Here is a 22,177-nt window from a genome sequence, read left to right as displayed (position 1 = left end):
TCGAGGCCGGGGATGTCAACATATCTGGCGTTGACTTTTGGCACGCTGTTGAGTTCTCAAGGAACGGACACTTCCTTCGGACCGCCTTCCAGCGGGCCCTCCGGGCGCTTCGTTCTTTCGTGTTTCCAGCTTATCAGATGTTCTCCGCTCCGTTTACCGGAGTTTCGCTTCCCTGACTCGCTGTCCTTCAGCCTTTCGGCGCTTCCGACTCTACCAGATCACTCTGCAGTGCCTTTCCGCGCTTCCCGGTCTCAGGAGGCTTTCACCGAACCGACCTGACGGCCTGTCCGACGTTTCCCACTTTAGCCGAGCCCCGCTTCGAAAAGCGAATCCAGCCACAATCCATATAAACGTGCACGCCGAATTCAACCCGAGCCGCGAAGCCGAAAACGACAAGACGCGACCCGGCCCGAACCGGGAAGTGGTGTTTCAGTGGATTGGCCGCCCCGGGACCGTCCGCGCCAATGCGTGTCCGGTGCTCCCAGCCGAGCGACTAGAGAACACTACGCCCATCGGCAGGCGGACGCAAACGGAGCGCAAAGAAGCCGGCCGGACCCTGGGGGGAAGGGTCCGGCCGGCTGCTCACGGTGAGCGGGTGGCTCAGCTGTTGGTCGGGAAGCCGAGGTTGATGCCGCCGTGCGAGGGGTCGAGCCAGCGCTGGGTGACGGCCTTACCGCGGGTGAAGAACTGCACGCCGTCCGGGCCGTACGCATGGGCGTCGCCGAACAGCGAGGCCTTCCAGCCGCCGAAGGAGTAGTAGGCGACGGGGACGGGGATCGGCACGTTGATGCCGACCATGCCGACCTCCACCTCGTACTGGAAGCGCCGGGCCGCGCCGCCGTCGTTGGTGAAGATGGCGGTGCCGTTGCCGTAGGGGTTGGCGTTGATCAGCGCCACGCCCTCCTCGTAGGAGTCGACGCGCACCACCGAGAGCACCGGGCCGAAGATCTCGTCGTTGTAGACGGACATGCCCGGCTTCACGTGGTCGAACAGCGTGGGGCCGAGCCAGAAGCCGTCCGCCGTCGGGGCGCCGTTCCTGTCCTCGGTGGTGATCGGGTGCTTGCGGCCGTCCACGGCGAGCTCGGCGCCGTCTGCGACACCGGACTCGACGTACGAGGTGACCTTGTCCCGGTGCTGGCCGGTGACCAGCGGGCCCATCTCGGAGTCGCCGTTGCAGCCCGGGCCGACCTTCAGCGTGGCCATCCGCTGCTTGATCTTCTCGACCAGCTCGTCGCCGATCGGGTCGACCGCGACCAGCACGGAGATCGCCATGCAGCGCTCGCCGGCCGCGCCGAAGCCGGCGTTGATGGCGGCGTCGGCGCTGAGGTCCAGGTCCGCGTCGGGCAGCACCAGCATGTGGTTCTTCGCGCCGCCGAGAGCCTGCACGCGCTTGCCGTAGCGGGTACCGGTCTCGTAGACGTACCGGGCGATCGGGGTGGAGCCGACGAAGCTGACCGACTTGATGTCGGGGTGCTCCAGCAGCCGGTCGACGGCGACCTTGTCACCGTGCACGACGTTGAAGACGCCGTCCGGCAGACCGGCCTCCTTCCACAGCTCGGCGAGGAAGTTGGCCGCGGAGGGATCCTTCTCCGAGGGCTTCAGCACGACGGTGTTGCCCGCGGCGATGGCGATCGGGAAGAACCACATCGGCACCATGGCCGGGAAGTTGAAGGGCGAGATGATCGCGACCGGGCCGAGCGGCTGGCGGATCGAGTAGACGTCGATACCGGTCGAGGCCTGCTCGGTGAAGCCGCCCTTGACGAGCTGCGGGATACCGCAGGCGTACTCGACGACCTCCAGGCCGCGGGCGATCTCGCCGAGCGCGTCGGAGTGCACCTTGCCGTGCTCGGCCACGATGATCGCGGCCAGCTCGTCCCGGCGGGCGTTGAGCAGCTCGCGGAAGCTGAAGAGCACGGTGGAGCGCTTGGCGACCGAGGCGTTGCGCCACTCGCCGAACGCCGCGGCGGCTGCGGCCACCGCCTGGTCGACCTCGGCGATCTCCGCGAAGTCGACCTGTCCCGAGACCTGGCCGGTGGCCGGGTCGAAGATGTCACCGCGGCGGGGCGCGGCACCGGCGGTGGCGACCGCCTCGCCGCCGATCCAGTGGATGAGGTGCTTGCTCAAGGTACGTCTTCCTCCGAAGTCCCGGGCGGCGTCCTGCCAGCGGTCCCTTGGGTACGCCGCCCGCGGGTGGGCCGGGCGACGGGATCACGGGGCTGCCGCGCTCATCACCCAGTCTGGTCGCCGCCACCGCCCGGCTCAACGAACAGGCTGACGGGGATCAGGGATTCAGCCTTACAGGTCGTCGGGCAGGTACTCCGAACGGGTGAGGCTCAGGCCTCCCCCGCCTCCGGAGCCCCCTCCTCGCCCACCGCGTCGGCGGCCTCGGCCACCTCCTCCACGTCCTCCAGATACGGGTCGTGCAGACCGTCGGCGGCCTCCTGGGTCTCCAGCAGGTCCAACCGCAGGTCCTGCGACCAGGCCAGCGCCCACCGCTTCAGCCCGCCGACCGAACCCCCGGCGAGGCCGCGTGCCCGGAACCGCCCGTCGGCGGCCTCGGCCAGCGTCTCCAGCCGGTCGGCGAGCACGGTGGGCTGGAAGTCCGCGTCCAGGGCGCCGGCCAGCGCCAGCAGCTCGCCCTCCCGGTACAGGGTGGTCAGGGCGTACACGTCGATCAGGTCCCGCGGCATGCCGCGGTCGGCGAGCAGCGCGGTGGTCAGCGCGGCCGCGTCCTCCAGGGCGACGACGGTGACCACCAACGGCGCCGCTTCGGGCCCTCCACCGAGGTCGACCCGGACCGGCCGGTGGCCGAGCGGTTCCTTGCGCAGCTCCACCGCGTGGGTGCGCCCGCCCAGGCTCAGCCGGACGGAGAGCTGCTCCAGCCGCGGGCTGCCCGGCCGCTCCGCGACCCCGCCGCCGGCCGCCCGGTAGGCCGCGGCCAGCTCGTCGGCGGCCTGGGGGAGCTCCGTCCCACCGCTGGTGACCAGGGTGATCCCGTCCTGGGCGCAGGCCGAGACCCCGTGGGCGCGCAGCGCGTGGCCGCCGGCCAGGGCGAGGCCCAGCCGGTCGCAGACGGGACGGGCCAGCTCGACGAGGCGCAACTGGGCCGGGCCCGGGCGGAGGGACGCGTCGACGGCGTCCGGGGCGGTGGTCACGCTTCCAGTCTGACGCGACCGCCCGTCCCGCGCGCCCACGCGACCGCCGCTACCCCTCGGTGAGCCGGGCCACCGCCTCGTGCAGGGCGAGCTCCAGCATGACCGGGTCGTTGAGCCGTCCGGAGCCGTCCGGCGGGACGAGCCAGCGCAGGCCGCGGTTGCGCCGGTCCGGGTGCGGGACGGCGATCCAGGTGCCCTCGCCGGCGCAGCGCACACCGGTGCCGATCCATCGGGCGGCGGTGCCGACGGGGACGAGGAAGCCGAGGTGCTCGTCCCCTCCGTCGGCGAGCACCGGGCCGCAGGGGCCCGACGCCAGGATGTCGAGGGCCGGCCGGCCGAGGCGCCCGGGTACCGAGAGGACGTCCCAGCGCCGCCCGGCCGGGAGCAGCGCCGGCCCGAAGCCCGTGCGCTCCCACTGCAGCCGGAAGGCCTCCGGATCCGATGCCGCCTGGGCGAGCCAGTGCAGTCCGGTGCTCTCCATGTCGTGTCCCCGTTTCTCAGCGCCGACGCTGGTCGTAGCGCGGCGGGAAACAGAGACCCGCCGTCACCAACGAGAGGCTGACGGCGGGTCTCTCTTACACAACTGGGCCGGGTCTGACGATTCGCGTCGGATCAGCGTGCGGTGTTGGGCGCCCGGCTGGGCGTGCCGGCGGATCGGCCTCGTACTGGGTCGTACGTGGCCGATTCGCCGGTACGTTCAGGTGGGGTACCTCCCGGCCGGAGGCTGGGGGAGGATGCCCGGCGCCGCGCGCCCGACGGGAATCGTCAGACCCGGCCCGGGGCAGGGCCCGGGGTGCGAGCCGGGTCAGCTGTCGAAGCCCAGGCCCAGCCGGTCGAGCGTGCGCAGCCAGAGGTTGCGGTGGCCGCCGGTGCGGTCGGCGCGCTCCAGCGAGCGGGTGGTGATCTCGATCCCGGCCCAGCGGACCGGCTCGGGCGGGAACGGCAGCGGCTTGGTGCGCACCATCTCCAGCGAGGTGCGCTCGGTGCGCTGCCCGGCCAGCAGGTCGAGCATCACCTCGGCGCCGAACCGGGTGGCGCCGACGCCGAGGCCGGTGTACCCGGCGGCGTAGGCGACCCGGCCGCGGTAGGCGGTGTCGAAGAACGCCGAGAACCGGGTGCAGGTGTCGATGGCGCCACCCCAGGCGTGGGTGAAGCGCAGCCCCTCCAGCTGCGGGAAGCAGCGGAAGAAGTTGTGCGCCAGCGTCCGGAAGGTCTCCGGTCGCTGGTCGTACTCGCTGCGGACGTGTCCGCCGTAGTTGTAGACCGCGTCGTAGCCGCCCCAGAGGATGCGGTTGTCGGCGGAGAGCCGGAAGTAGTGGAACTTGTTGGCGCTGTCGCCGAGCCCCTGCCGGTTGCGCCAGCCGATCGCGGCGAGCTGCTCGGCGCTGAGCGGCTCGGTCATCAGCGCGTAGTCGTACACCGGCACGACGTACGGGCGGACCCGCTTGACCAGGGACGGGAACACGTTGGTGCCGAGCGCGACCCGGCGGGCGAAGACCCGCCCGTAGGGGGTGCGGACGGCCATGCCGCTGCCGTACTCGTTCAGGTCCAGGGCCCGGGTGTGCTCGAAGATGCGGACGCCCTGGGCCTGGCAGGCGGCCTTGAGGCCCCAGGCGAGCTTGGCGGGGTGGACCATCGCCACGCCCTCCTTGTCCCAGATCCCGCCGAGGAAGGTGGGTGAGTCGACCTCGGCGCGCAGGGCGTCGCGGTCGAGCACGGTGACGTCGAGGCCGTACTCGGCGACGGCCTCGGCGACCTCGTGCAGCTCGGCGAGCTGGTGGGGCTGGGTGGCGACGTCGATCTCGCCGGTGCGCTCCCACTCGGCGTCGATGCCGTAGCGCTTGAGGGTGGCCTCGATGCCGTCGAGGTTGGCGGCGCCGAGGTGTTCCAGCCGGCCGAGTTCGGCGGGCCAGCGCTGCAGGCCGTTGCCGAAGCCGTGGGTCAGGCTGGCCGCGCAGAATCCGCCGTTGCGCCCGGACGCGGCCCAGCCCACCTCGTTGCCCTCCACCAGCACGACGTCCAGCGAGGGGTCGCGCTCCTTGGCGATGAGGGCGGTCCAGAGGCCGGAGTAGCCGCCGCCGACGACCAGCAGGTCGCACTTGGCGTCGCCGACCAGGGCGGGCAGCGCCGCCGGCCGGCCCGGGTCCTCCAGCCAGAAGGGGGTGGGCCTGGCGTCACTGAGTGCGCGGGCGGAGTCCATGCATTATCAGCCACTTTCTGAACATCGGGGATGGTTTGCCGGTCACCCCCGACGGTACGTCGGGGGTGCGCCGGTCGTGGGTCAGGCGCGGGTCCGGACCCGGTCGAGCGTCGGGCGGCCGGGGTCAGGCGGTGGCCTTCCGGCGGTTTCCCAGCCACTGGCCGCCCACGGTCAGCGCGACCGCGGCGATGAACATCGCGGTGCCGATGACGTTCACCTGCACCGGGATGCCGCGCTGCGAGGCGCCCCAGACGAACATCGGGAAGGTGACCGTGGTCGGGCCCGAGTTGAACTGGGTGATGATGAAGTCGTCGAAGGAGAGCGCGAAGCTGAGCAGCGCGCCGGCCGCGATGCCCGGGGCGGCGAGCGGCAGGGTGACCCGCAGGAAGGTCTGGACCGGGGTCGCGTAGAGGTCCTGGGCGGCCTGTTCGAGCCTCGGGTCCATGCTCATCACGCGGGCCTTGACCGCCGTCACCACGAAGCTGAGGCAGAACATGATGTGCGCGATGAGGATGGTGGTGAAGCCGAACGGGATGCGCATGTTGAGGAAGAGCGTGCCGAGCGAGGCGGCCATCACCACCTCGGGCATCGCCATCGGCAGGAAGATCATCGCGGTGGTGGCGGCGCGGCCGCGGAAGCGGTAGCGGGCCAGCGCGAAGGCGACCATGGTACCGAGCACGGTGGCGCCGACGGTGGCGAGCACCGCGACCTGGAGGCTCAGCGAGAGCGACTGGCACATGTCGGCCACGCCGCACGGGTTGGTCCAGGCGTCGGTGGAGAACTCGGACCACTCGTAGTTGAACTTGCCGACCGGCTTGTTGAACGAGAAGGCGAGCACCACCAGGTTGGGCAGCACCAGGTAGGCGAGGGCCAGCAGGCCGGCCAGCACGACCAGGTGCGCGCGGATCCACTTGATCACTCGGGACATCAGACCAGTTCCTCCGTCCCGGCCTTGCGCATGTAGACCGTCACCATGCCCAGGATCAGGGCCATCAGGATGAAGCTCAGGGCGGCTGCCGTGGGGTAGTCGAGCACGTTCAGGAACTGCTTCTGGATGCCGTTGCCGACCATCTGCTCGCTCGGCGAGCCCAGCAGCTGCGCGTTGATGTAGTCGCCGGAGGCGGGGATGAAGGTGAGCAGCGTGCCCGCGACCACGCCGGGCAGCGAGATCGGGAAGGTCACCTTGCGGAAGGTGGTGAACGGGCGGGCGTAGAGGTCGCCGGCCGCCTCGTGCAGGCGCGGGTCGATCCGCTCCAGCGAGGTGTACAGCGGCAGGATCATGAACGGCAGGAAGTTGTAGGTCAGGCCGCAGACCACGGCGAGCGGCGTGGCCAGCACCCGGTCGCCGGAGGTGAGGCCGATCGCGCTGGTGACGTCCAGGATGTGCAGCGTGTTGAGCACGCCGACCACCGGGCCGCCGTCGGAGAGGATCGTCTTCCAGGCCAGCGTGCGGATCAGGAAGCTGGTGAAGAACGGCGCGATCACCAGGATCAGGATGACGTTGCGCCAGCGCTTGCTCGCCTTGAAGGCGATCGTGTAGGCGAGCGGGTAGCCGATCGCCAGGCACATCAGTGTCGCGGTGGCCGCGTAGCCGAACGAGCGGACGAAGTGCCAGCGGTACTCGACCAGGGCGTCCCAGTACGTGGCGAAGTGCCAGGTGACCCGGAAGCCCTCCTCCAGCGTGCCGGTCTGCAGCGAGGTCGAGCCCTGGTAGGCCATCGGCACGGCGAAGAAGACGACGAGCCAGGCGATGCCGGGCAGCAGCAGCCAGTACGGGGTGAGCTTTCGCCGGGGCTTCGGGGCCGGCTCCGCGAGCGCGCTCCCGTCCGGGGGTACGGCCTGCGGCGGAGCCGCCGCGGTGGTGGTGGTCACGCCGCCTCCTCCCCGGTGCCCGCGTCGATCGCCTGCGAGGCGTCGAGGGCGAAGGAGTGGGCCGGGTTCCAGTGCAGGACGACCGGGGCGCCGGCGGTGATCCGGGCGTCGCGTTCCATGTTCTGCTCGAAGACCGCCACCTCCTGGCCGCCCTCGATGCGCACCAGGTACTGGGTCGAGACGCCGATGAAGCTGGAGTCGAGAACGGTGCCGGCCAACCGGTTGCGGCCGTCGGCGACCTCGGCGGAGGCGTGCTCGATGGTGATCTTCTCCGGGCGCACCCCGAGGTGGACCTTGGTGGCGTCGGTGGCGCACCGGGCCCTGGGCACGGCCAGCCGGGCCCCGGCCGCGGTGAGCAGCAGGTCGCCGCCCTGGCTGCCGGTGACGTCCGCGGGCAGCAGGTTGGACTGGCCGAGGAAGTTGGCCACGAAGGTGGTGGCGGGGTTCTCGTAGAGGTCGGCGGGCGCACCGAGCTGCTCGACCCGGCCGCCGTTCATCACCGCGATGGTGTCGGCCATGGTCATGGCCTCCTCCTGGTCGTGGGTGACGTGCACGAAGGTGATGCCGACCTCGGTCTGGATGCGCTTGAGCTCCAGCTGCATCTGGCGGCGGAGCTTGAGGTCGAGCGCGCCGAGCGGCTCGTCCAGCAGGAGCACCTGCGGGTGGTTGATCAGGGCGCGGGCGACGGCGACGCGCTGCTGCTGGCCGCCGGAGAGCTGGTGCGGCTTGCGCCGGGCGTACTGGCCGAGTTCGACCAGCTCCAGCATCTCGTCGACCTGCTTCCTGACGTCCTTGCGGCCGCGCCTGCGCAGGCCGAAGGCGACGTTCTCGAAGATGTCGAGGTGCGGGAAGAGCGCGTAGCTCTGGAAGACGGTGTTCACCGGCCGCTTGTACGGGGGCAGTGCGGTGACGTCCTGGCCGCCGATCAGGACGGTGCCGCTGGTGGGCTCCTCCAGGCCGGCGATCATGCGCAGGGTGGTGGTCTTGCCGCAGCCGGAGGCGCCGAGCAGGGCGAAGAAGGACCCCTGGGGGACGGTCAGGTCGAGTGGGTGCACGGCGGTGAAGGAGCCGTAGGTCTTGCCTATGCCGGTGAGGCGGACGTCGCCGCCCGCGGCCGGGTCGCGCAGCTGGTCTGTCATAGCGGTGTCTCTCTGGGGTCTCTGCCGTCAGTGGGGGTCAGGCGCCGATGAGCTTGGAGAACTTCTCCTCGAAGGCGCTCTCCTCGGTCTCGTTGAGGGTGCGGAACACGTGCGCCTTGGACGCCATCGCGGGGGTGGGGACGACCAGGGGGTTGGCCGCGGTGTCCGGGTCGAGGGCGGTGAGCTCCTCCGCCATCCCGGTGACGGCCGAGACGAAGCCGATCCCCGCGACCAGCTGCGCCGCGATCTTCGGCTGATAGTAGAAGTCGATCAGCTTTTCCGCGTTCGCCTTGTGCTGCGCCTTGGCCGGGACGAGCAGGTTGTCGGTCGAGGTGACAAAGCCCTTCTCCGGTATGACGAACTCGATGTCCGGGTTGTCGGCGCGCAGTTGGATCAGGTCGCCGCCCCAGGCCACACAGGCGGCGATGTCGCCGGAGGACAGCTCCTGGCCGTAGTCGTTGCCGGTGAAGCGGCGGATCTGCTTGTTGTCCACGGCCTTCTGCAGCCGGGCGATCGCGGCGTCGTAGTCGTCGGCGGTGAACTTCGCCGGGTCCTTGCCCATGTCGAGCAGGGTGATGCCGATGCTGTCGCGCATCTCGGAGAGGAAGGTGACCCGGCCCTTGAGGTCGGGGTCGTCCAGCAGCTGGGAGACGCTGGTGACCTCCTTCCCCTTGGTGGCCTTGCGGTTGTAGGCGATCACCACCTGGATGCCGGCCCAGGGGTAGGTGTAGAGCCGGCCCGGGTCCCAGTCGGGGGCGCGGAAGCGGGAGTCGATCGTGGTGATCGCGGTGGTGACGTTGGCCGGGTTGAGCTTCTGCGCCCAGCCGAGCCGGATCATCCGGGCGGCCATCCAGTCGGTGAGCACCATCAGGTCGCGGCCGGTGTCCTGGCCGGCCGCGAGCTGTGGCTTGACCTTGCCGAAGAACTCGACGTTGTCGTTGACGTCCTCGGTGTACCGGACCTTGATGCCGGTGGCCTCGGTGAAGGCCTCCAGGGTGCCGTGCTTCTCCGCGTCCTTCTCGTCGGTGTCGACGTAGAGCGGCCAGTTGGAGAAGTTGACCTCCTTCTCGCTGTCGGAGAGGTCCTTGGCCGCGTTCGCGGTCGAGTCGCCCGTCCCGGCGGTCTTCGCCGCCGGGATGCCGCAGGCGGCCAGGGTGCCGGCCCCGGCGGTGAGGGCGGCGGCGCGCAGCAGGGTCCGGCGGCCGAGTGCGGCCCGGCCGCTGGTCAGGCTGCGTTCCCAGGCCTTGCGGACCGGTTCCGACAGACCGTCGGTGAGCTCGTTGAACGCCATGGAACGGGCCTCCTGGGGGCGAGAGGTCGGGGCGGGGCGGCGGGGGTGCGCCCCGAGGGGTTATCTGTCTCCGAAGACGGTGCGGTGCCAGTCCTTGCGGGCCACCGCGGTGGTGTCGAACATGACGTGCTTGACCTGGGTGTACTCGTCCAGCGAGTACTGCGACATGTCCTTGCCGTAGCCGGAGGACTTGTAGCCGCCGTGCGGCATCTCGCTGATGATCGGGATGTGGTCGTTGATCCAGACGCAGCCCGCCGCGAGCTCGCGGGTGGCCCGCAGCGAGCGGTGCACGTTGCCGGTCCAGGCGGAGGCGGCCAGGCCGTAGGGGGTGTCGTTGGCCAGCCGCAGGCCCTCGTCGTCGCCGTCGAAGGGCAGCACGACCAGGACCGGGCCGAAGATCTCGCCCTGGACCACCTCGCTGTCCTGGGCGGCGCCGGTGATCAGGGTCGGCAGGTAGTAGGCGCCGGGGGTGAGGTCGGTGCCGTCGTGGCCCTTCTCGGGGGCGCGGCCGCCGGTGACCACGGTCGCGTACCCGCGGGCGCGCTCGACGAAGCCGGCCACCCGGTCGCGGTGGGCGTGCGAGACCAGCGGGCCGAGGTCGGTCTGCGGGTTCAGCGGGTCGCCGAGGCGGATCGCGCCGAACAGCTCGGCGACACCGGCCACGAAGGCCTCGTACAGCGGGCGCTGGACGTAGGCGCGGGTGGCGGCGGTGCAGTCCTGGCCGGTGTTGATCAGCGAGGCGGCGACCGCGCCGTGCACGGCGGCGTCCAGGTCCGCGTCGTCGAAGACCACGAAGGGGGCCTTGCCGCCGAGTTCCAGGTGGGTGCGCTTGACGGTCGCGGTGGCGAGTTCGGCGACCCGCCTGCCGACCGGGGTGGAGCCGGTGAAGGAGACCATCGCGACGTCCGGGTGGGAGACCAGGCGCTCCCCCGCGGTGCGCCCGGCGCCGGTGACGACGTTCACCACACCGTCCGGGATGCCCGCCGCGGTGCAGGCGCGGGCGAACATCAGCGAGGTCAGCGGCGTCAGCTCGGCCGGCTTGAGGACGATGGTGTTGCCCGCCGCGATCGCCGGGAGGATCTTCCAGGCGGCCATCTGCAGCGGGTAGTTCCACGGCGAGATCGAGCCGACCACGCCGATCGCCTCGCGGCGCACGTAGGAGGTGTGGTCGCCGGAGTACTCGCCGGCCGCCTTGCCCTCCAGGTTCCGGGCCGCGCCGGCGAAGAACGCGGCGTTGTCGATGGTGCCGGGGACGTCGAACTCGGTGGCGAGCTTGACCGGCTTGCCGGTCTGCGAGGTCTCCACCCGGGCGAGGTCCCCGGCGGCGTCGGTGAGGACGGCGGCCAGCCGGGTCAGCGCCTCGGAGCGGGCGCCGGGGGTGGCGCCGGCCCACTCGGGCAGCGCGGCCCGGGCGGCGGCCACCGCCGCGTCGACCTCGCCGGTGGAGGCCAGGGTGATCCGCTCGACCACGCTGCCGTCGGCCGGGTTGACGACCTGGAAGGGATCACCGCTGCCCCGGCTCTGCCGGCCCGCGATGTACTGCGCGCCCGCACCGAAGTCGGTCAGGTCCATCTGGTTCCTCCATGTGCCCGGTGGTTCGACTGCCCGCATGGCGTGCTGATCGGTTGGTCCCCGTCATGCTGCACGCGCCGGCGGGCGAGGGCCCGTACCGGCCTCGTACGACTGGTCGAGTCGCCGTGCTTGCGGTACGGGGGAATCCGGCCCGGTCGATCACCGAGGTGCGCGATCCTGGCAGGCCCGCGGAGGCCCGGCAAGGGATTCCGCGGGTGCTTTCCGGTGACGCGACGGATTCCGACGGTGATGCCCGTGTTTCGCCACAGCCGACCCGCTGACCATGCCCGCTGCCGGATGCGCGTGACAAGGGTCACTCCGCCAACCTCGGCGCAAAGGGCCTTACAGGGTGGAAGGGTTCGGGCAGGGCAACAGGTCGTCGCCGGGAGGGATGATTTACCTGACACTCTGAACCCTGGAGGCCCTGCGATGCTCCCCACCGTCGCCCGCGTTCTCGATCTCGAGGTGATGCGGCGCGGCCTGCCCCAGGTGGTCGCCGGCGCCGAGCACCTGGAACGCCCGGTCCGCTGGGTCCACGTCAGCGAACTGCCCGACGTCGCCGGCATGCTCCAGGGCGGCGAGCTGGTGCTGACCACCGGCATCGCGCTGCCCGAGGACCGCGAGGGGCTGGCCCGGTACGTCCGCGAGCTGGCCGAGGTGGGTGTGGCCGGCCTGGTCATCGAGTTCGGCCGGCGCTACTTCGACTCGCTCCCCCGCGCCCTGGTGCACGCCGCCGAGCAGCGCGGACTGCCGCTGATCGCCCTCCGCCGCGAGCTGCGCTTCGTCGCCGTCACCGAGGCCGTGCACGCCCTGGTGGTCAACGCCCAGCTGGAGCAGCTGCGCGCCTCGGAGGCCGTCCACCAGGTGTTCAACGAGCTGGTGGTGGAGGGCGCCGAACCCGCCGAGGTGGTCCGGCAGGTGGCCCGGATGGCCGGCGCGCCCGTCGTGCTGGAGAACCTCGCCCACCAGGTGCTGGCCCACGACACCGCCGGGCGTCCCGAGACCGAGCTGCTGGAGGACTGGGAGCGCCGCTCGCGCGGGGTCCGCCCCGCCGGGCGCACCGGGCACGACCCGCGCAGCGGCTGGCTGGTGACCACGGTCGGCGCACGCGGCCAGGACTGGGGGCGGCTCGTCCTGGTCCAGGACCCGGCCGTCCTGCCGGACGGCGAGAGCCACCCGCACGCGATGCTGCTGGAGCGCGGCGCCTCCGCCCTGGCGCTCAACCGGCTGGTGGTCCGCGACCGGGAGAGCCTGGAACGCCAGACCCACCGCACCCTGCTCTCCGGCATCCTCACCCATGCGCTGACCGTCTCCGAGGTGGCCCTGCGCGCCCAGGCGCTCGGCGTCCCGCTGGAGGGCCGGCGCCTGGTCGGGGTGGTGCTGCGCCAGCGGCGCGGACCGATCCCGGCCGCGCTTGAGGCCCAGGCCCGGCTGCGCGACTTCACCGAGCTGGCGGCCGGCGCGATCCGCGGCTGCCGGCTCTCCGCACTGGTCGGCGCGCTGGACGACGAGGGCGTGGGGGTGCTGATCGCGCTCGGCGCCCAGCAGGACGAGCACGCCGCGCTCGACTCCTTCTCCGCCGCGCTGCGCCGGCTGATGACGGAGGCCCACCGGGACGCCGGCCCCGCGCCCGCACCGGTGGTCGCGGCCGGCTCCTCCGTCGGCTCGGTCCGCGACGCCCGGCGCACCCTGCTGGAGGCCACCCAGGTCGCCGACGCCGCCCTGCACGACGCCCCCGGCGGCCGCGCCGCCGCCTACTACCGGCTGCCCGACGTCCGGCTGCGCGGTCTGCTGCACCTGCTGCGCGACGACGCCCGGCTGCAGACCTACGTCGAACGGGAGCTCGGACCGCTGCTCGCCTACGACGCCGAGCACAACAGCCAGTTGGTGCAGATGCTGCGGATCTACCTGGAGCAGGGCCGGAACAAGTCCGCGGCGGCCGATGCCGCGCACCTGTCCCGGCCGTCCTTCTACGACCGGCTGCACAAGGTCGAGCGGATCCTCGGCGTCGACCTCGACCAGGTGGAGTCCTGCCTCTCCCTGCACGTCGCGCTGCTCGCCCTGGACGCCGTCCGGCGGTAGGCCGACCCCGTTCGGCGGCCCCTGCGCCGCCCGGCCGTCCAGGGACGGTGCGTGCCCTCGGGCCGGGCGGCGCTCCCGCTACACCCCGGTGATCCGCCCCCAGACCTTGTGCAGGTCGGGGCGCTCGGCGGAGGAGACGTCGCGCATGGTGTGCAGCCGGGCCCGCATCTCCTCGGTCGGGAAGAGCAGCGGGTGCTCGGCCAGCTCGGCCTTCTCCTTGTCCCCGCTCGCCGCCAGCACCTCGCGGGCCGCGGGCACCGGGCAGATGTACTGCACGGCGGCGGCCAGTTCGGCGGCCACCTCGGGCTGGTAGTAGTGGTCGATCAGCAGCTCGGCGTTCCGCTTGTGGCCGGCCCGGTTGGGGATCAGCAGGCTCTCCGCCCACAGCTCTCCGCCCTCCTCGGGCACCACGAACTCGATGTCCGGGTTCTCCGCGGTCAGCTGGACGGCGTCGCCCGAGTAGGCCTGGCAGGCGATCGCGGCGCCGGAGGCCAGGTCGCTGGTGTAGTCGTTGCCGGTGAACCGGCGGATGTGCCGGGAGTCGACCAGCTTCTGCACCAGGTCCATCGCGCGGTGCGCGTCGTCCGAGGTGAAGGCCGCGAGGTCGGCGCCGTGCGCGAGCATCAGCAGGCCGAGCGCCTCGTCCAGCCCGGCGAACAGGGTGACCCGACCCTTGAGGTCCGGCGCCCAGAGGTCGGCGGTGGTCCTGATCTCGCGCCCGAGCTCCTTGCGGTTGTACGCGATCCCGGTGATCCCGGACTGCCACGGCACGCTGCGCCGGCGGCCGGGGTCGAACGCCGGGTCCGCGAGCTGCGGATCCAGCTGGGCCGCGACGTTGGGCATGCCCGCCCGGTCCATGGCCTGCACCCAGCCGAGCGAGACGTAGCGGCCGGCCATCCAGTCGCTGACCACCATCAGGTCGCGGCCGGGGTCGGTGCCCTGGGTGAGGACCGGGCCGATCTTCCCGAAGAACTCGTCGTTGTCGTTGATGTCCTCGGTGTAGGCGACCTTGATCCCGGTCCGCTCGGTGAAGGCGTCCAGGGTCGGGCGCCGACCGCTGTCGTCGACGTCGATGTACTGGGTCCAGTTGGAGAAGGACAGCCGCCGCTCGTGTTCCGAGCGGTCCGGCGCCGAGCGGCGGTCCTCGGCGACGTACGCGGACGGGATGCCGCAGCCGCTCAGGGTGCCGACGCCGAGCAGCCCGGCGGCACCGAGCACCGCGCGACGGCTCGGCCGGCGGTGGCGGGTGGGGCGGCGGGTCAGGGTGGTGCTGGACATACGGGGATCCTCCGGAGCGTGGAAGGCCCCGGGCGCACGGGCACCCGGGGCCGTCCTGTCGGTACGTCAGACGGTGTGCGCGTCGGTCAGCGACAGCACCTCGTCGAGTACCGCGAGGCCGGTCTTGGCCTCCTCCTCGGTGACCGTGCACGGCGGGACGACGTGGAAGCGGTTCATGTTGACGAACGGCCAGAGCCCGCGCTGCTTGCAGGCGGCGGCCAGTTCGGCCATCGGCGCGTTGGCGGCGCCCGCCGCGTTGTACGGCACCAGCGGCTCGCGGGTGGCGCGGTCCTTCACCAGGTCCAGCGCCCAGAACACGCCGAGGCCGCGGACCTCGCCGATCGACGGGTGGCGCTCGGCCAGCTCGCGCAGACCGGGGCCGATCACGGTCTCGCCGATGTGCCGGGCGTTCTCGACGATGCCCTCCTCCACCATCGTGTTGATGGTGGCGACGGCCGAGGCGCAGGCCAGCGGGTGGCCGGAGTAGGTGAGCCCGCCGGGGAACGGCCGCTCGGCGAAGTCGGCGGCGATCTTCGCACTGATCGCCACCCCGCCCAGCGGGACGTAGCCGGAGTTGACGCCCTTGGCGAAGGTGAGCAGGTCGGGCGTGACACCCCAGTGGTCGGCGGCGAACCACTCGCCGGTGCGGCCGAAGCCGGCCATCACCTCGTCCAGGATGAAGACGATGCCGTAGCGGTCGCAGATCTCGCGCACCCCGGCCAGGTAGCCCGGCGGCGGGATCAGGATGCCCGCGGTGCCGACCACGGTCTCCAGGATGATCGCCGCGATGGTGCCCGGCCCCTCGAACGCGATCACCTGCTCCAGGTGCTCCAGCGCGCGCTCGCACTCCTGCGCCTCGCTCTCGGCGTGGAAGTTGGAGCGGTAGGCGTACGGTCCCCAGAAGTGGACGACGCCGGAGACGCCGGTCTCGTTGGCCCAGCGGCGCGGGTCGCCGGTGAGGGCGATCGCGTTGGCGGTGGCGCCATGGTACGAGCGGTAGGTCGACATGATCTTCTGCCGGCCGGTGTGCAGCCGGGCCATCCGGATGGCGTTCTCGTTGGCCTCGGCGCCGCCGTTGGTGAAGAAGATCTTGTCGAGGTCGCCGGGCGTGCGCTCGGCGATCAGCCGTGCGGCCTCGCTGCGCGACTCGACCGCGAAGCCGGGCGCGATGGTGCAGAGCTTCGCCGCCTGCTCCTGGATCGCGGCGACCACCTTCGGGTGCTGGTGCCCGATGTTGGTGTTCACCAGCTGCGACGAGAAGTCGAGGTAGCGGTTGCCGTCGTAGTCCCAGAAGTACGAGCCCTCGGCGCCGGCCACCGCGAGGGGGTCGATCAGCGCCTGGGCGGACCACGAGTGGAAGACGTGCGCGCGGTCGGCGGCCTTGACCGCCTGTCCGGCGGCTGAGTCAGCGGTGGGGATGCTCATGCCGGTAAGGCTAGGGAGTCCCACCCGCGAAATGCAGGTTCATCTTGTCAGGCGGTCACGCGAACGGCCGACAGGGTGACAAGACACAGGGCCCGGGTCGAAAAGACCCGGGCCCATTGTCAGATCACACGATCCTCGGACGATCGATCAGATCGCAGGCATCCTGCGCTGAACGGTCACGACCTGGAACGCGGCCATCCTGCGCTGAACGGTCACGACCTAGAACGCGGTCATCCTGCGCTGAACGGTCACGACCTAGAACGCGGTCATGACGTGCTTCACGCGGGTGTAGTCCTCGAAGCCGTACGAGGAGAGGTCCTTGCCGTAGCCGGACTTCTTGAAACCGCCGTGCGGCATCTCGGCGACCAGCGGGATGTGGGTGTTGATCCAGACGCAGCCGAAGTCCAGGAGGCGCGACATCCGCATGGCACGGGCGTGGTCCTTGGTCCACACCGAGGAGGCCAGCGCGTACTCGACGCCGTTGGCGTAGCCGACGGCCTGCTCCTCGTCGGAGAACTTCTGCACGGTGATGACCGGGCCGAAGACCTCGTTCTGGATGATCTCGTCGTCCTGGTTCAGGCCGGAGACGACGGTCGGGGCGTAGAAGTAGCCCTTGTCGCCGACCCGGTGGCCACCGGCCTCGACCTTGGCGTGCGCCGGCAGGCGCTCGATGAAGCCGGTGACCTGCTGCAGCTGGTTGGCGTTGTTCAGCGGGCCGTAGAGCACGTCCTCGTCGTCCACGCCACCGGTCTTGGTCTCGGCGGCGGCCTTGGCCAGCGCCTCCACGAAGGCGTCGTGGATCGACTCGTGCACCAGCACGCGGGTGGCGGCGGTGCAGTCCTGGCCCGCGTTGAAGAAGCCGGCCACCGAGATGCCCTCGACCGCCTCGGCGATGTCGGCGTCCTCGAAGACCACGACCGGGGCCTTGCCGCCCAGCTCCAGGTGGACGCGCTTGACGTCCTTGGCGGCGGACTCGGCCACCGAGATGCCGGCGCGCACCGAGCCGGTGATGGAGGCCATCGCCGGGGTGGGGTGCTCGACCATGGCCTTGCCGGTCTCGCGGTCGCCGCAGATCACGTTGAAGACGCCGGCCGGCAGGTCCAGCTCCTTGAGCACGCCGCCGATGATGTCGGCGAGCAGCACGGTGGAGGCCGGGGTGGTGTCCGAGGGCTTGAGCACGACGGTGTTGCCGGCGGCGATGGCCGGGGCGAACTTCCAGACGGCCATCATCATCGGGTAGTTCCACGGCGCGACCTGGGCGCAGACGCCGACCGGCTCGCGGCGGACGATCGAGGTCATCCCGTCCATGTACTCACCGGCGGCCTTGCCCTCCAGCAGGCGGGCGGCACCGGCGAAGAAGCGGATCTGGTCCACCATCGGACCGATCTCCTCGGAGAGGGTCAGCGCCCGCGGCTTGCCGGTGTTGCGGACCTCGGTGTCGACGATCTCGTCGGCACGCGCCTCGACCGCGTCCGCGATCTTGAGGAGCAGCTTCTGCCGGGTGCTGGGGGTGGCATCGCGCCAGGCCGGGAACGCGGCGGCGGCGGCGGCCATGGCGGCGTCGACGTCGGAGGCGCCGGAAAGCGGGGACGTCGCGTAGACCTCGCCGGTGGTGGGGTCCACGATGTCGAGCGTGCGGCCGTCCGCCGCATCGACGAACTCACCGTTGATGTAGTTGCGCAGCGTGCGAAGGTCGCTCACGGTCTCTCCTCGGTCTGGGCCTGCGGCGTTGCAGAATCCGGCGCCATGGTACGTCGGCAGGTCCGCCGGACGAAGGGCGCCGAGTGGCCGGGCCCGGTGTGGCGCGGTCCACTGTTGGCGGAACGCGCGCTCCGCTGCGGGGGTGCGCGCGTACCGGGCCAGGGTAGCCGGACAACTGCCGGTATCGACAGGCCGAGCAACGAAGAGCGATGAAATCCGTATGGGATTTCCAAGATCACGACGAAATCAGCAGTATCCGCGCTTGCGAACAGGGGAACGATCAGGCACAGTTGCGGCGTGGCCAACCGCGACCGGAACGCCAGCGTTCCCCTCGACGCCGCCTCCAAGGCGATCATCGAGCAGCTCCAGGAGGACGGGCGCCGCCCGTACGCAGCCATCGGCAAGGCCGTCGGCCTGTCCGAGGCGGCCGTACGACAGCGCGTCCAGAAGCTGCTCGACCAAGGCGTGATGCAGATCGTCGCCGTCACGGACCCGCTCACCGTCGGCTTCACCCGCCAGGCGATGGTCGGGATCCGCGTCGAAGGCGACATCGAGCCCGTCGCCGACGCGCTGGCCGCCCTCGACGAGGTCGACTACGTCGTCTGCACCGCAGGCTCGTTCGACCTCCTGGCCGAACTGGTCTGCGAGGACGACGAGCACCTGCTCGAAATGATCAACAAGCGCATCCGCGCGCTTCCCGGCGTGCGGAGCACCGAGAGCTTCGTTTACCTGAAGCTCCGGAAACAGACCTACACCTGGGGCACCCGATGACAGCCGACCCGGCGCAGAAGGACCTTTCCAAGACCGCCTACGACCACCTGTGGATGCACTTCACCCGCATGTCGTCGTACGAGAACTCCCCCGTGCCGACGATCGTCAAGGGCGAGGGCACCTACGTCTGGGACGACAAGGGCCGCAAGTACCTCGACGGCCTCGCCGGCCTGTTCGTCGTCCAGGCCGGTCACGGCCGCGAGGAGCTCGCCGAGGCCGCTGCCAAGCAGGCCAAGGAGCTCGCCTTCTTCCCGGTGTGGAGCTACGCCCACCCGAAGGCCGTCGAGCTGGCCGAGCGCCTGGCCAACTACGCCCCGGGCGACCTGAACAAGGTCTTCTTCTCCACCGGTGGCGGCGAGGCCGTCGAGACCGCCTGGAAGCTTGCCAAGCAGTACTTCAAGCTGACCGGCAAGCCGACCAAGTACAAGGTCATCTCGCGTGCGGTCGCCTACCACGGCACCCCGCAGGGCGCCCTGTCCATCACCGGCCTGCCGGGCCTGAAGGCCCCGTTCGAGCCGCTGGTGCCGGGCACCCACAAGGCCCCGAACACCAACATCTACCGCGCCCCGGCCTTCCTGGCCGGCCCCGACGGCACGGTCGACCCCGAGGCCTACGGCCGCTGGTGCGCCGACGAGATCGAGGTGGCCATCCTCAACGAGGGCGCCGAGACCGTCGCCGCCGTCTTCGTCGAGCCGGTGCAGAACGCCGGCGGCTGCTTCCCGCCGCCGCCCGGGTACTTCCAGCGCCTGCGCGAGATCTGCGACCGCCACGACGTGCTGCTGGTCTCGGACGAGGTCATCTGCGCCTTCGGCCGCCTGGGCACCATGTTCGGCGCCGACAAGTTCGGCTACCAGCCCGACATGATCACCTGCGCCAAGGGCATGACCTCGGGCTACTCCCCGATCGGCGCCACGATCATCTCGGACCGCCTCGCCGAGCCGTTCTACAAGGGTGACAACACCTTCCTGCACGGCTACACCTTCGGCGGCCACCCGGTCTCCTCCGCGGTGGCGCTGGCCAACCTCGACATCTTCGAGCGCGAGGGCCTGAACCAGCACGTGCTGGACAACGAGGCGAACTTCCTCGGCACCCTGGACAAGCTCCGCGACCTGCCGATCGTCGGCGACGTCCGCGGCAACGGGTACTTCTACGGCATCGAGCTCGTGAAGGACAAGGTCACCAAGGAGTCGTTCAACGACGACGAGGTCGAGCGCGTGCTCTACGGCTTCCTGTCGAAGGCGCTCTTCGACAACGGCCTGTACTGCCGCGCCGACGACCGTGGCGACCCGGTCATCCAGCTGGCCCCGCCGCTGATCTCCGACCAGTCGACCTTCGACGAGATCGAGCAGATCCTGCGGACCAGCCTCACCGACGCGTGGGCGAAGATCTGACCACCTGATCCTTCTTCCCCACCCTCCGCCTAAGGGCGGTCCCGCCTCCCGCGGGACCGCCCTTAGGCGTTTTTCCGCTGATCTCCCCGATCCTGGCGATCAAACACGCCTGATTACGGGTGATTTGCCCTTGATGGACCAGTGCGCCGCAACCGCGCCTCGTCCCGATCGTTCTAATCTGACGACTGTCATATCCCTGCGGCCACCCAGGATGGAACCTCATGTCAGCGGCCCCGCCTGACAACGACGTGCTGTGGGCCCGGGGGATCGTCAAGTCCCATCACGGCACCCCCGCCCTGCGCGGCATCTCGCTCGGCGTCCGGGAGGGCGAGGTACTGGCCGTCACCGGCCCGCGCGGCTCCGGCAAGAGCACCCTGCTCGGCTGCCTCTCCGCCCACCTCCCGGTCGACGAGGGGGAGGTCTGGTTCAACAGCGCCCCGGTGCACACCCTGGGCCGCTCGGGCCGCGAGCGACTGCGCCGCGACCGCTTCGGCTTCGTCGGCTCCGAACCGCACCTGGTGCCCGAGCTGACCGCCCGGGAGAACGTCGCCCTCCCCCTGCTGCTGGCCGGCGCCGGCAGCAAGGCCGCGTACACCGCCGCCGACGAGTGGCTGGACCGCCTCGACGTCGGCGAGATCGCCAAGCAGCGGCCCGAGCGGCTCGTCCAGAGCCAGCGGCAGCGGATCGCCGTCGCCCGCGCGCTCGCCCCGCTGCCGCCGGTCGTCTTCGCCGACGACCCCACCGCGCCGCTGCACCGCGAGGCCGCCGACCAGGTCCTGCGGATACTGACCAGCGCGGCGCGCTCGCACCAGCTCACCCTCGTCCTCGCGACCCACGACCCCGAGCTCGTCCGGTTCGCCGACCGCTCCGTCGCCCTCCTCGACGGACGGCTCACCGCCCCCGCCGCCCCCGTCCCACGCGGCCTCCCCGGCGGCGCCGGGGCCGCCGGCACGCCGGGAGCGGTCGGAGCGTCCGCCGTGTCGGCCCGGCGCCGCTGAAAGAGTCGACGTGTTCTATCTCCGTCTGGCCCGGGGCTACCGGGCACTCGACCTCGGCCGCTGGCTGCTCACCGCCCTCGCCGGGGCGGTGGTCGCGGGTTTCCTGCTGCGCGCGCTCGGCCGGGCGATGAGCGACCCGATCGGCCCCGGCGACGCCCTGGTCCGGCTGCTCTGGTGCCTGCCGCCGCTGGCCGCCGTCGCCTGGTTCGCCGCCGTCGCCGCCCGCGCCGTCCCCGCCCAGCGGCCCGAACGGATCACCGGTCTGACCGCCGCCGGGGCCGGGGCCGCCCGGATCCGCGCCCTGATCGCCGGGGAGATCGCGCTCGCCTGCACCCTCGGCAGCGCGCTGACCCTGCTGGTCTTCCTGGTGCTGCGCAACGACATCGCCGGGCCCGAGCTCGCCCCCGACCTCGGTATGGGCGTCCCGCTGCCCGCCGCCGCACCCGTCACGCTGCTCGCCCTGGTGCCCCTGACCGCCGGATTCGCCGCGGCTAGCGCGGTACCGCTCGCCGAGGCCCTGCCCGGCGGCCGCCGCCCGGTACCGACCGGCTTCAGCCCGCTGCGCATCGCGCTGCCGGTCGGCCTGGCCGTCACCGGCCTCGCCCTGGAACTGATCGCGCTGCGGCCCGGCTCCGCCGCCGACGGCCGACCGATCCGCCTTCCGGCCGGCCTCGGCAGTACCAGCACCGCCGCGCTCGGCGGCTGGGCCGCGTGCGCGCTCGGCCTCGTGCTGCTCACCGGGCCGCTGCTGTCCTGGACCGGGCGGCTGCTCGCGCTCGGCCGCCCGACCCCGCTGCGGCTGCTGGCCGGGCGCGGGCTGACCGCACAGGCCCGCCGGCTCGGACCGCCGCTGGCCGTCCTCACCCTGGCCCTCGCGATGGTGCTCACGACCATCCGCTACTGGATCGGCACCCCCGGCAGCGCCGACGCGCTGCCCGCGATCGAGGCCTGCCTGGTGCTGGGCTGCACGGCGGCGGCCGTGGTGGCGCGGCTGGCCGAGGTCCGCACCGCCCGTCGGGATGTCACCGACGCGCTGCTGCGGCTCGGCGCCGCGCCCCGGCTGCTGTTCGGCGCCGTCGCGCTGCGGACCCTGGCCGCCGGCACCGTTCTGCTGGTCACCGGCGGGCTGACCGCCGTTCTGGCGGCCGCCGGGCTGGCCTGAGCCCGGACCTTCGGTCCGACCCAGGCTCCAGCCCGGCTCCAGCCCGGCTCCCGGTGGCCGCCCGCGTGCGCGGCCCTGCTTGCTCAGGCCGGCTCTGCCCGGCCCCGCCTGCTCGGCCCCGCCTGCGCTGGGACCGCCTG

17 protein-coding genes are annotated in these 22,177 nt (G+C 71.5%); 5 read left to right on the top strand and 12 right to left on the bottom strand.

Going from position 1 to position 22,177, the window contains the following annotated elements:
• Positions 1 to 600: 600 nt before the first annotated feature.
• The 9 genes from ACGFZP_RS07775 to ACGFZP_RS07735 all read right to left on the bottom strand — a co-directional run bounded on the left by ACGFZP_RS07775 (position 601) and on the right by ACGFZP_RS07735 (position 11,229).
• Positions 601 to 2,124, bottom strand: coding sequence for a CoA-acylating methylmalonate-semialdehyde dehydrogenase (locus ACGFZP_RS07775; RefSeq protein WP_392929617.1), 1,524 nt, complete (start codon positions 2,122 to 2,124; stop codon positions 601 to 603).
• Between the two features lie 209 nt (positions 2,125 to 2,333).
• Positions 2,334 to 3,155, bottom strand: coding sequence for a hypothetical protein (locus ACGFZP_RS07770; protein ID WP_392929615.1), 822 nt, complete (start codon positions 3,153 to 3,155; stop codon positions 2,334 to 2,336).
• 49 nt (positions 3,156 to 3,204) lie between these two features.
• Entirely contained in the window at positions 3,205 to 3,636 is a 432-nt protein-coding gene (locus ACGFZP_RS07765) for a hypothetical protein (protein ID WP_392929613.1), read from the bottom strand.
• A 324-nt stretch (positions 3,637 to 3,960) separates the two neighbouring features.
• On the bottom strand, positions 3,961 to 5,355 hold the full coding sequence (locus tag ACGFZP_RS07760; protein WP_392929611.1) for an NAD(P)/FAD-dependent oxidoreductase: 1,395 nt from the start codon (positions 5,353 to 5,355) through the stop codon (positions 3,961 to 3,963).
• A 124-nt stretch (positions 5,356 to 5,479) separates the two neighbouring features.
• Positions 5,480 to 6,283 carry an ABC transporter permease gene (locus ACGFZP_RS07755; protein WP_387950328.1) on the bottom strand — a complete coding sequence of 268 codons (804 nt, stop codon included), beginning with the start codon at positions 6,281 to 6,283 and terminating at the stop codon, positions 5,480 to 5,482.
• Positions 6,283 to 7,227, bottom strand: a complete 945-nt coding sequence (locus ACGFZP_RS07750) for an ABC transporter permease (RefSeq protein WP_392929609.1) — start codon at positions 7,225 to 7,227, stop codon at positions 6,283 to 6,285. Before ACGFZP_RS07750 ends, ACGFZP_RS07755 begins: the two co-directional genes overlap by 1 nt.
• Positions 7,224 to 8,366, bottom strand: coding sequence for an ABC transporter ATP-binding protein (locus tag ACGFZP_RS07745; protein WP_392929606.1), 1,143 nt, complete (start codon positions 8,364 to 8,366; stop codon positions 7,224 to 7,226). Before ACGFZP_RS07745 ends, ACGFZP_RS07750 begins: the two co-directional genes overlap by 4 nt.
• Positions 8,367 to 8,403: 37 nt before the next feature.
• Positions 8,404 to 9,657 (bottom strand): spermidine/putrescine ABC transporter substrate-binding protein, encoded by a 1,254-nt coding sequence (locus ACGFZP_RS07740; RefSeq protein WP_392929604.1) that lies wholly within the window; start codon positions 9,655 to 9,657, stop codon positions 8,404 to 8,406.
• Between the two features lie 60 nt (positions 9,658 to 9,717).
• A complete protein-coding gene (locus ACGFZP_RS07735) occupies positions 9,718 to 11,229 on the bottom strand; it encodes a gamma-aminobutyraldehyde dehydrogenase (protein ID WP_392929602.1) in 1,512 nt (503 codons plus the stop codon).
• Between the two features lie 429 nt (positions 11,230 to 11,658).
• Here ACGFZP_RS07735 and ACGFZP_RS07730 point away from each other — a divergent pair, with 429 nt between their 5' ends.
• Positions 11,659 to 13,311 (top strand): PucR family transcriptional regulator, encoded by a 1,653-nt coding sequence (locus ACGFZP_RS07730; RefSeq protein ID WP_392929599.1) that lies wholly within the window; start codon positions 11,659 to 11,661, stop codon positions 13,309 to 13,311.
• Between the two features lie 78 nt (positions 13,312 to 13,389).
• Here the strand turns inward: ACGFZP_RS07730 and ACGFZP_RS07725 are convergent, their stop codons facing one another.
• The 3 genes from ACGFZP_RS07725 to ACGFZP_RS07715 all read right to left on the bottom strand — a co-directional run bounded on the left by ACGFZP_RS07725 (position 13,390) and on the right by ACGFZP_RS07715 (position 17,715).
• Positions 13,390 to 14,589, bottom strand: a complete 1,200-nt coding sequence (locus ACGFZP_RS07725; protein WP_392929597.1) for a spermidine/putrescine ABC transporter substrate-binding protein — start codon at positions 14,587 to 14,589, stop codon at positions 13,390 to 13,392.
• A 66-nt stretch (positions 14,590 to 14,655) separates the two neighbouring features.
• A complete protein-coding gene (locus tag ACGFZP_RS07720) occupies positions 14,656 to 16,014 on the bottom strand; it encodes an aspartate aminotransferase family protein (RefSeq protein ID WP_392929595.1) in 1,359 nt (452 codons plus the stop codon).
• A gap of 255 nt (positions 16,015 to 16,269) precedes the next feature.
• A complete protein-coding gene (locus tag ACGFZP_RS07715; protein WP_392929593.1) occupies positions 16,270 to 17,715 on the bottom strand; it encodes a gamma-aminobutyraldehyde dehydrogenase in 1,446 nt (481 codons plus the stop codon).
• Between the two features lie 297 nt (positions 17,716 to 18,012).
• Between ACGFZP_RS07715 and ACGFZP_RS07710 the strand changes: the two genes are divergently transcribed.
• From ACGFZP_RS07710 to ACGFZP_RS07695, 4 genes are all read left to right on the top strand, one after another.
• The gene (locus ACGFZP_RS07710; protein WP_030306695.1) at positions 18,013 to 18,486 is read left to right on the top strand and encodes an Lrp/AsnC family transcriptional regulator; all 474 of its coding nucleotides are present in this window, start codon (positions 18,013 to 18,015) and stop codon (positions 18,484 to 18,486) included.
• Entirely contained in the window at positions 18,483 to 19,877 is a 1,395-nt protein-coding gene (locus ACGFZP_RS07705) for an aspartate aminotransferase family protein (RefSeq protein ID WP_387950314.1), read from the top strand. The genes ACGFZP_RS07710 and ACGFZP_RS07705 overlap by 4 nt, the downstream gene beginning before the upstream one ends.
• A 221-nt stretch (positions 19,878 to 20,098) precedes the next feature.
• Positions 20,099 to 20,875, top strand: a complete 777-nt coding sequence (locus ACGFZP_RS07700; protein WP_392929591.1) for an ABC transporter ATP-binding protein — start codon at positions 20,099 to 20,101, stop codon at positions 20,873 to 20,875.
• Positions 20,876 to 20,885: 10 nt separating this feature from the next.
• A complete protein-coding gene (locus ACGFZP_RS07695) occupies positions 20,886 to 22,037 on the top strand; it encodes a hypothetical protein (protein WP_392929589.1) in 1,152 nt (383 codons plus the stop codon).
• Positions 22,038 to 22,177: the final 140 nt, after the last annotated feature.

The organism is Kitasatospora sp. NPDC048239, from assembly GCF_043202015.1.
Classification (GTDB): domain Bacteria; phylum Actinomycetota; class Actinomycetes; order Streptomycetales; family Streptomycetaceae; genus Kitasatospora.
Note: the sequence above shows the minus strand (reverse complement) of the source record. Positions and strands in the feature narration are given on the sequence as shown.

Bases quoted from the DNA above. Each gene is read 5' to 3' on its own strand.
- ACGFZP_RS07745 (WP_392929606.1), bottom strand. From the start codon at position 8,366: ATGACAGACCAGCTGCGCGACCCGGCCGCGGGCGGCGACGTCCGCCTC.
- ACGFZP_RS07705 (WP_387950314.1), top strand. From the start codon at position 18,483: ATGACAGCCGACCCGGCGCAGAAGGACCTTTCCAAGACCGCCTACGAC.
- ACGFZP_RS07740 (WP_392929604.1), bottom strand. From the start codon at position 9,657: ATGGCGTTCAACGAGCTCACCGACGGTCTGTCGGAACCGGTCCGCAAG.
- ACGFZP_RS07765 (WP_392929613.1), bottom strand. From the start codon at position 3,636: ATGGAGAGCACCGGACTGCACTGGCTCGCCCAGGCGGCATCGGATCCG.
- ACGFZP_RS07760 (WP_392929611.1), bottom strand. From the start codon at position 5,355: ATGGACTCCGCCCGCGCACTCAGTGACGCCAGGCCCACCCCCTTCTGG.
- ACGFZP_RS07755 (WP_387950328.1), bottom strand. From the start codon at position 6,283: ATGTCCCGAGTGATCAAGTGGATCCGCGCGCACCTGGTCGTGCTGGCC.
- ACGFZP_RS07735 (WP_392929602.1), bottom strand. From the start codon at position 11,229: ATGGACCTGACCGACTTCGGTGCGGGCGCGCAGTACATCGCGGGCCGG.
- ACGFZP_RS07720 (WP_392929595.1), bottom strand. From the start codon at position 16,014: ATGAGCATCCCCACCGCTGACTCAGCCGCCGGACAGGCGGTCAAGGCC.
- ACGFZP_RS07700 (WP_392929591.1), top strand. From the start codon at position 20,099: ATGTCAGCGGCCCCGCCTGACAACGACGTGCTGTGGGCCCGGGGGATC.
- ACGFZP_RS07725 (WP_392929597.1), bottom strand. From the start codon at position 14,589: ATGTCCAGCACCACCCTGACCCGCCGCCCCACCCGCCACCGCCGGCCG.
- ACGFZP_RS07730 (WP_392929599.1), top strand. From the start codon at position 11,659: ATGCTCCCCACCGTCGCCCGCGTTCTCGATCTCGAGGTGATGCGGCGC.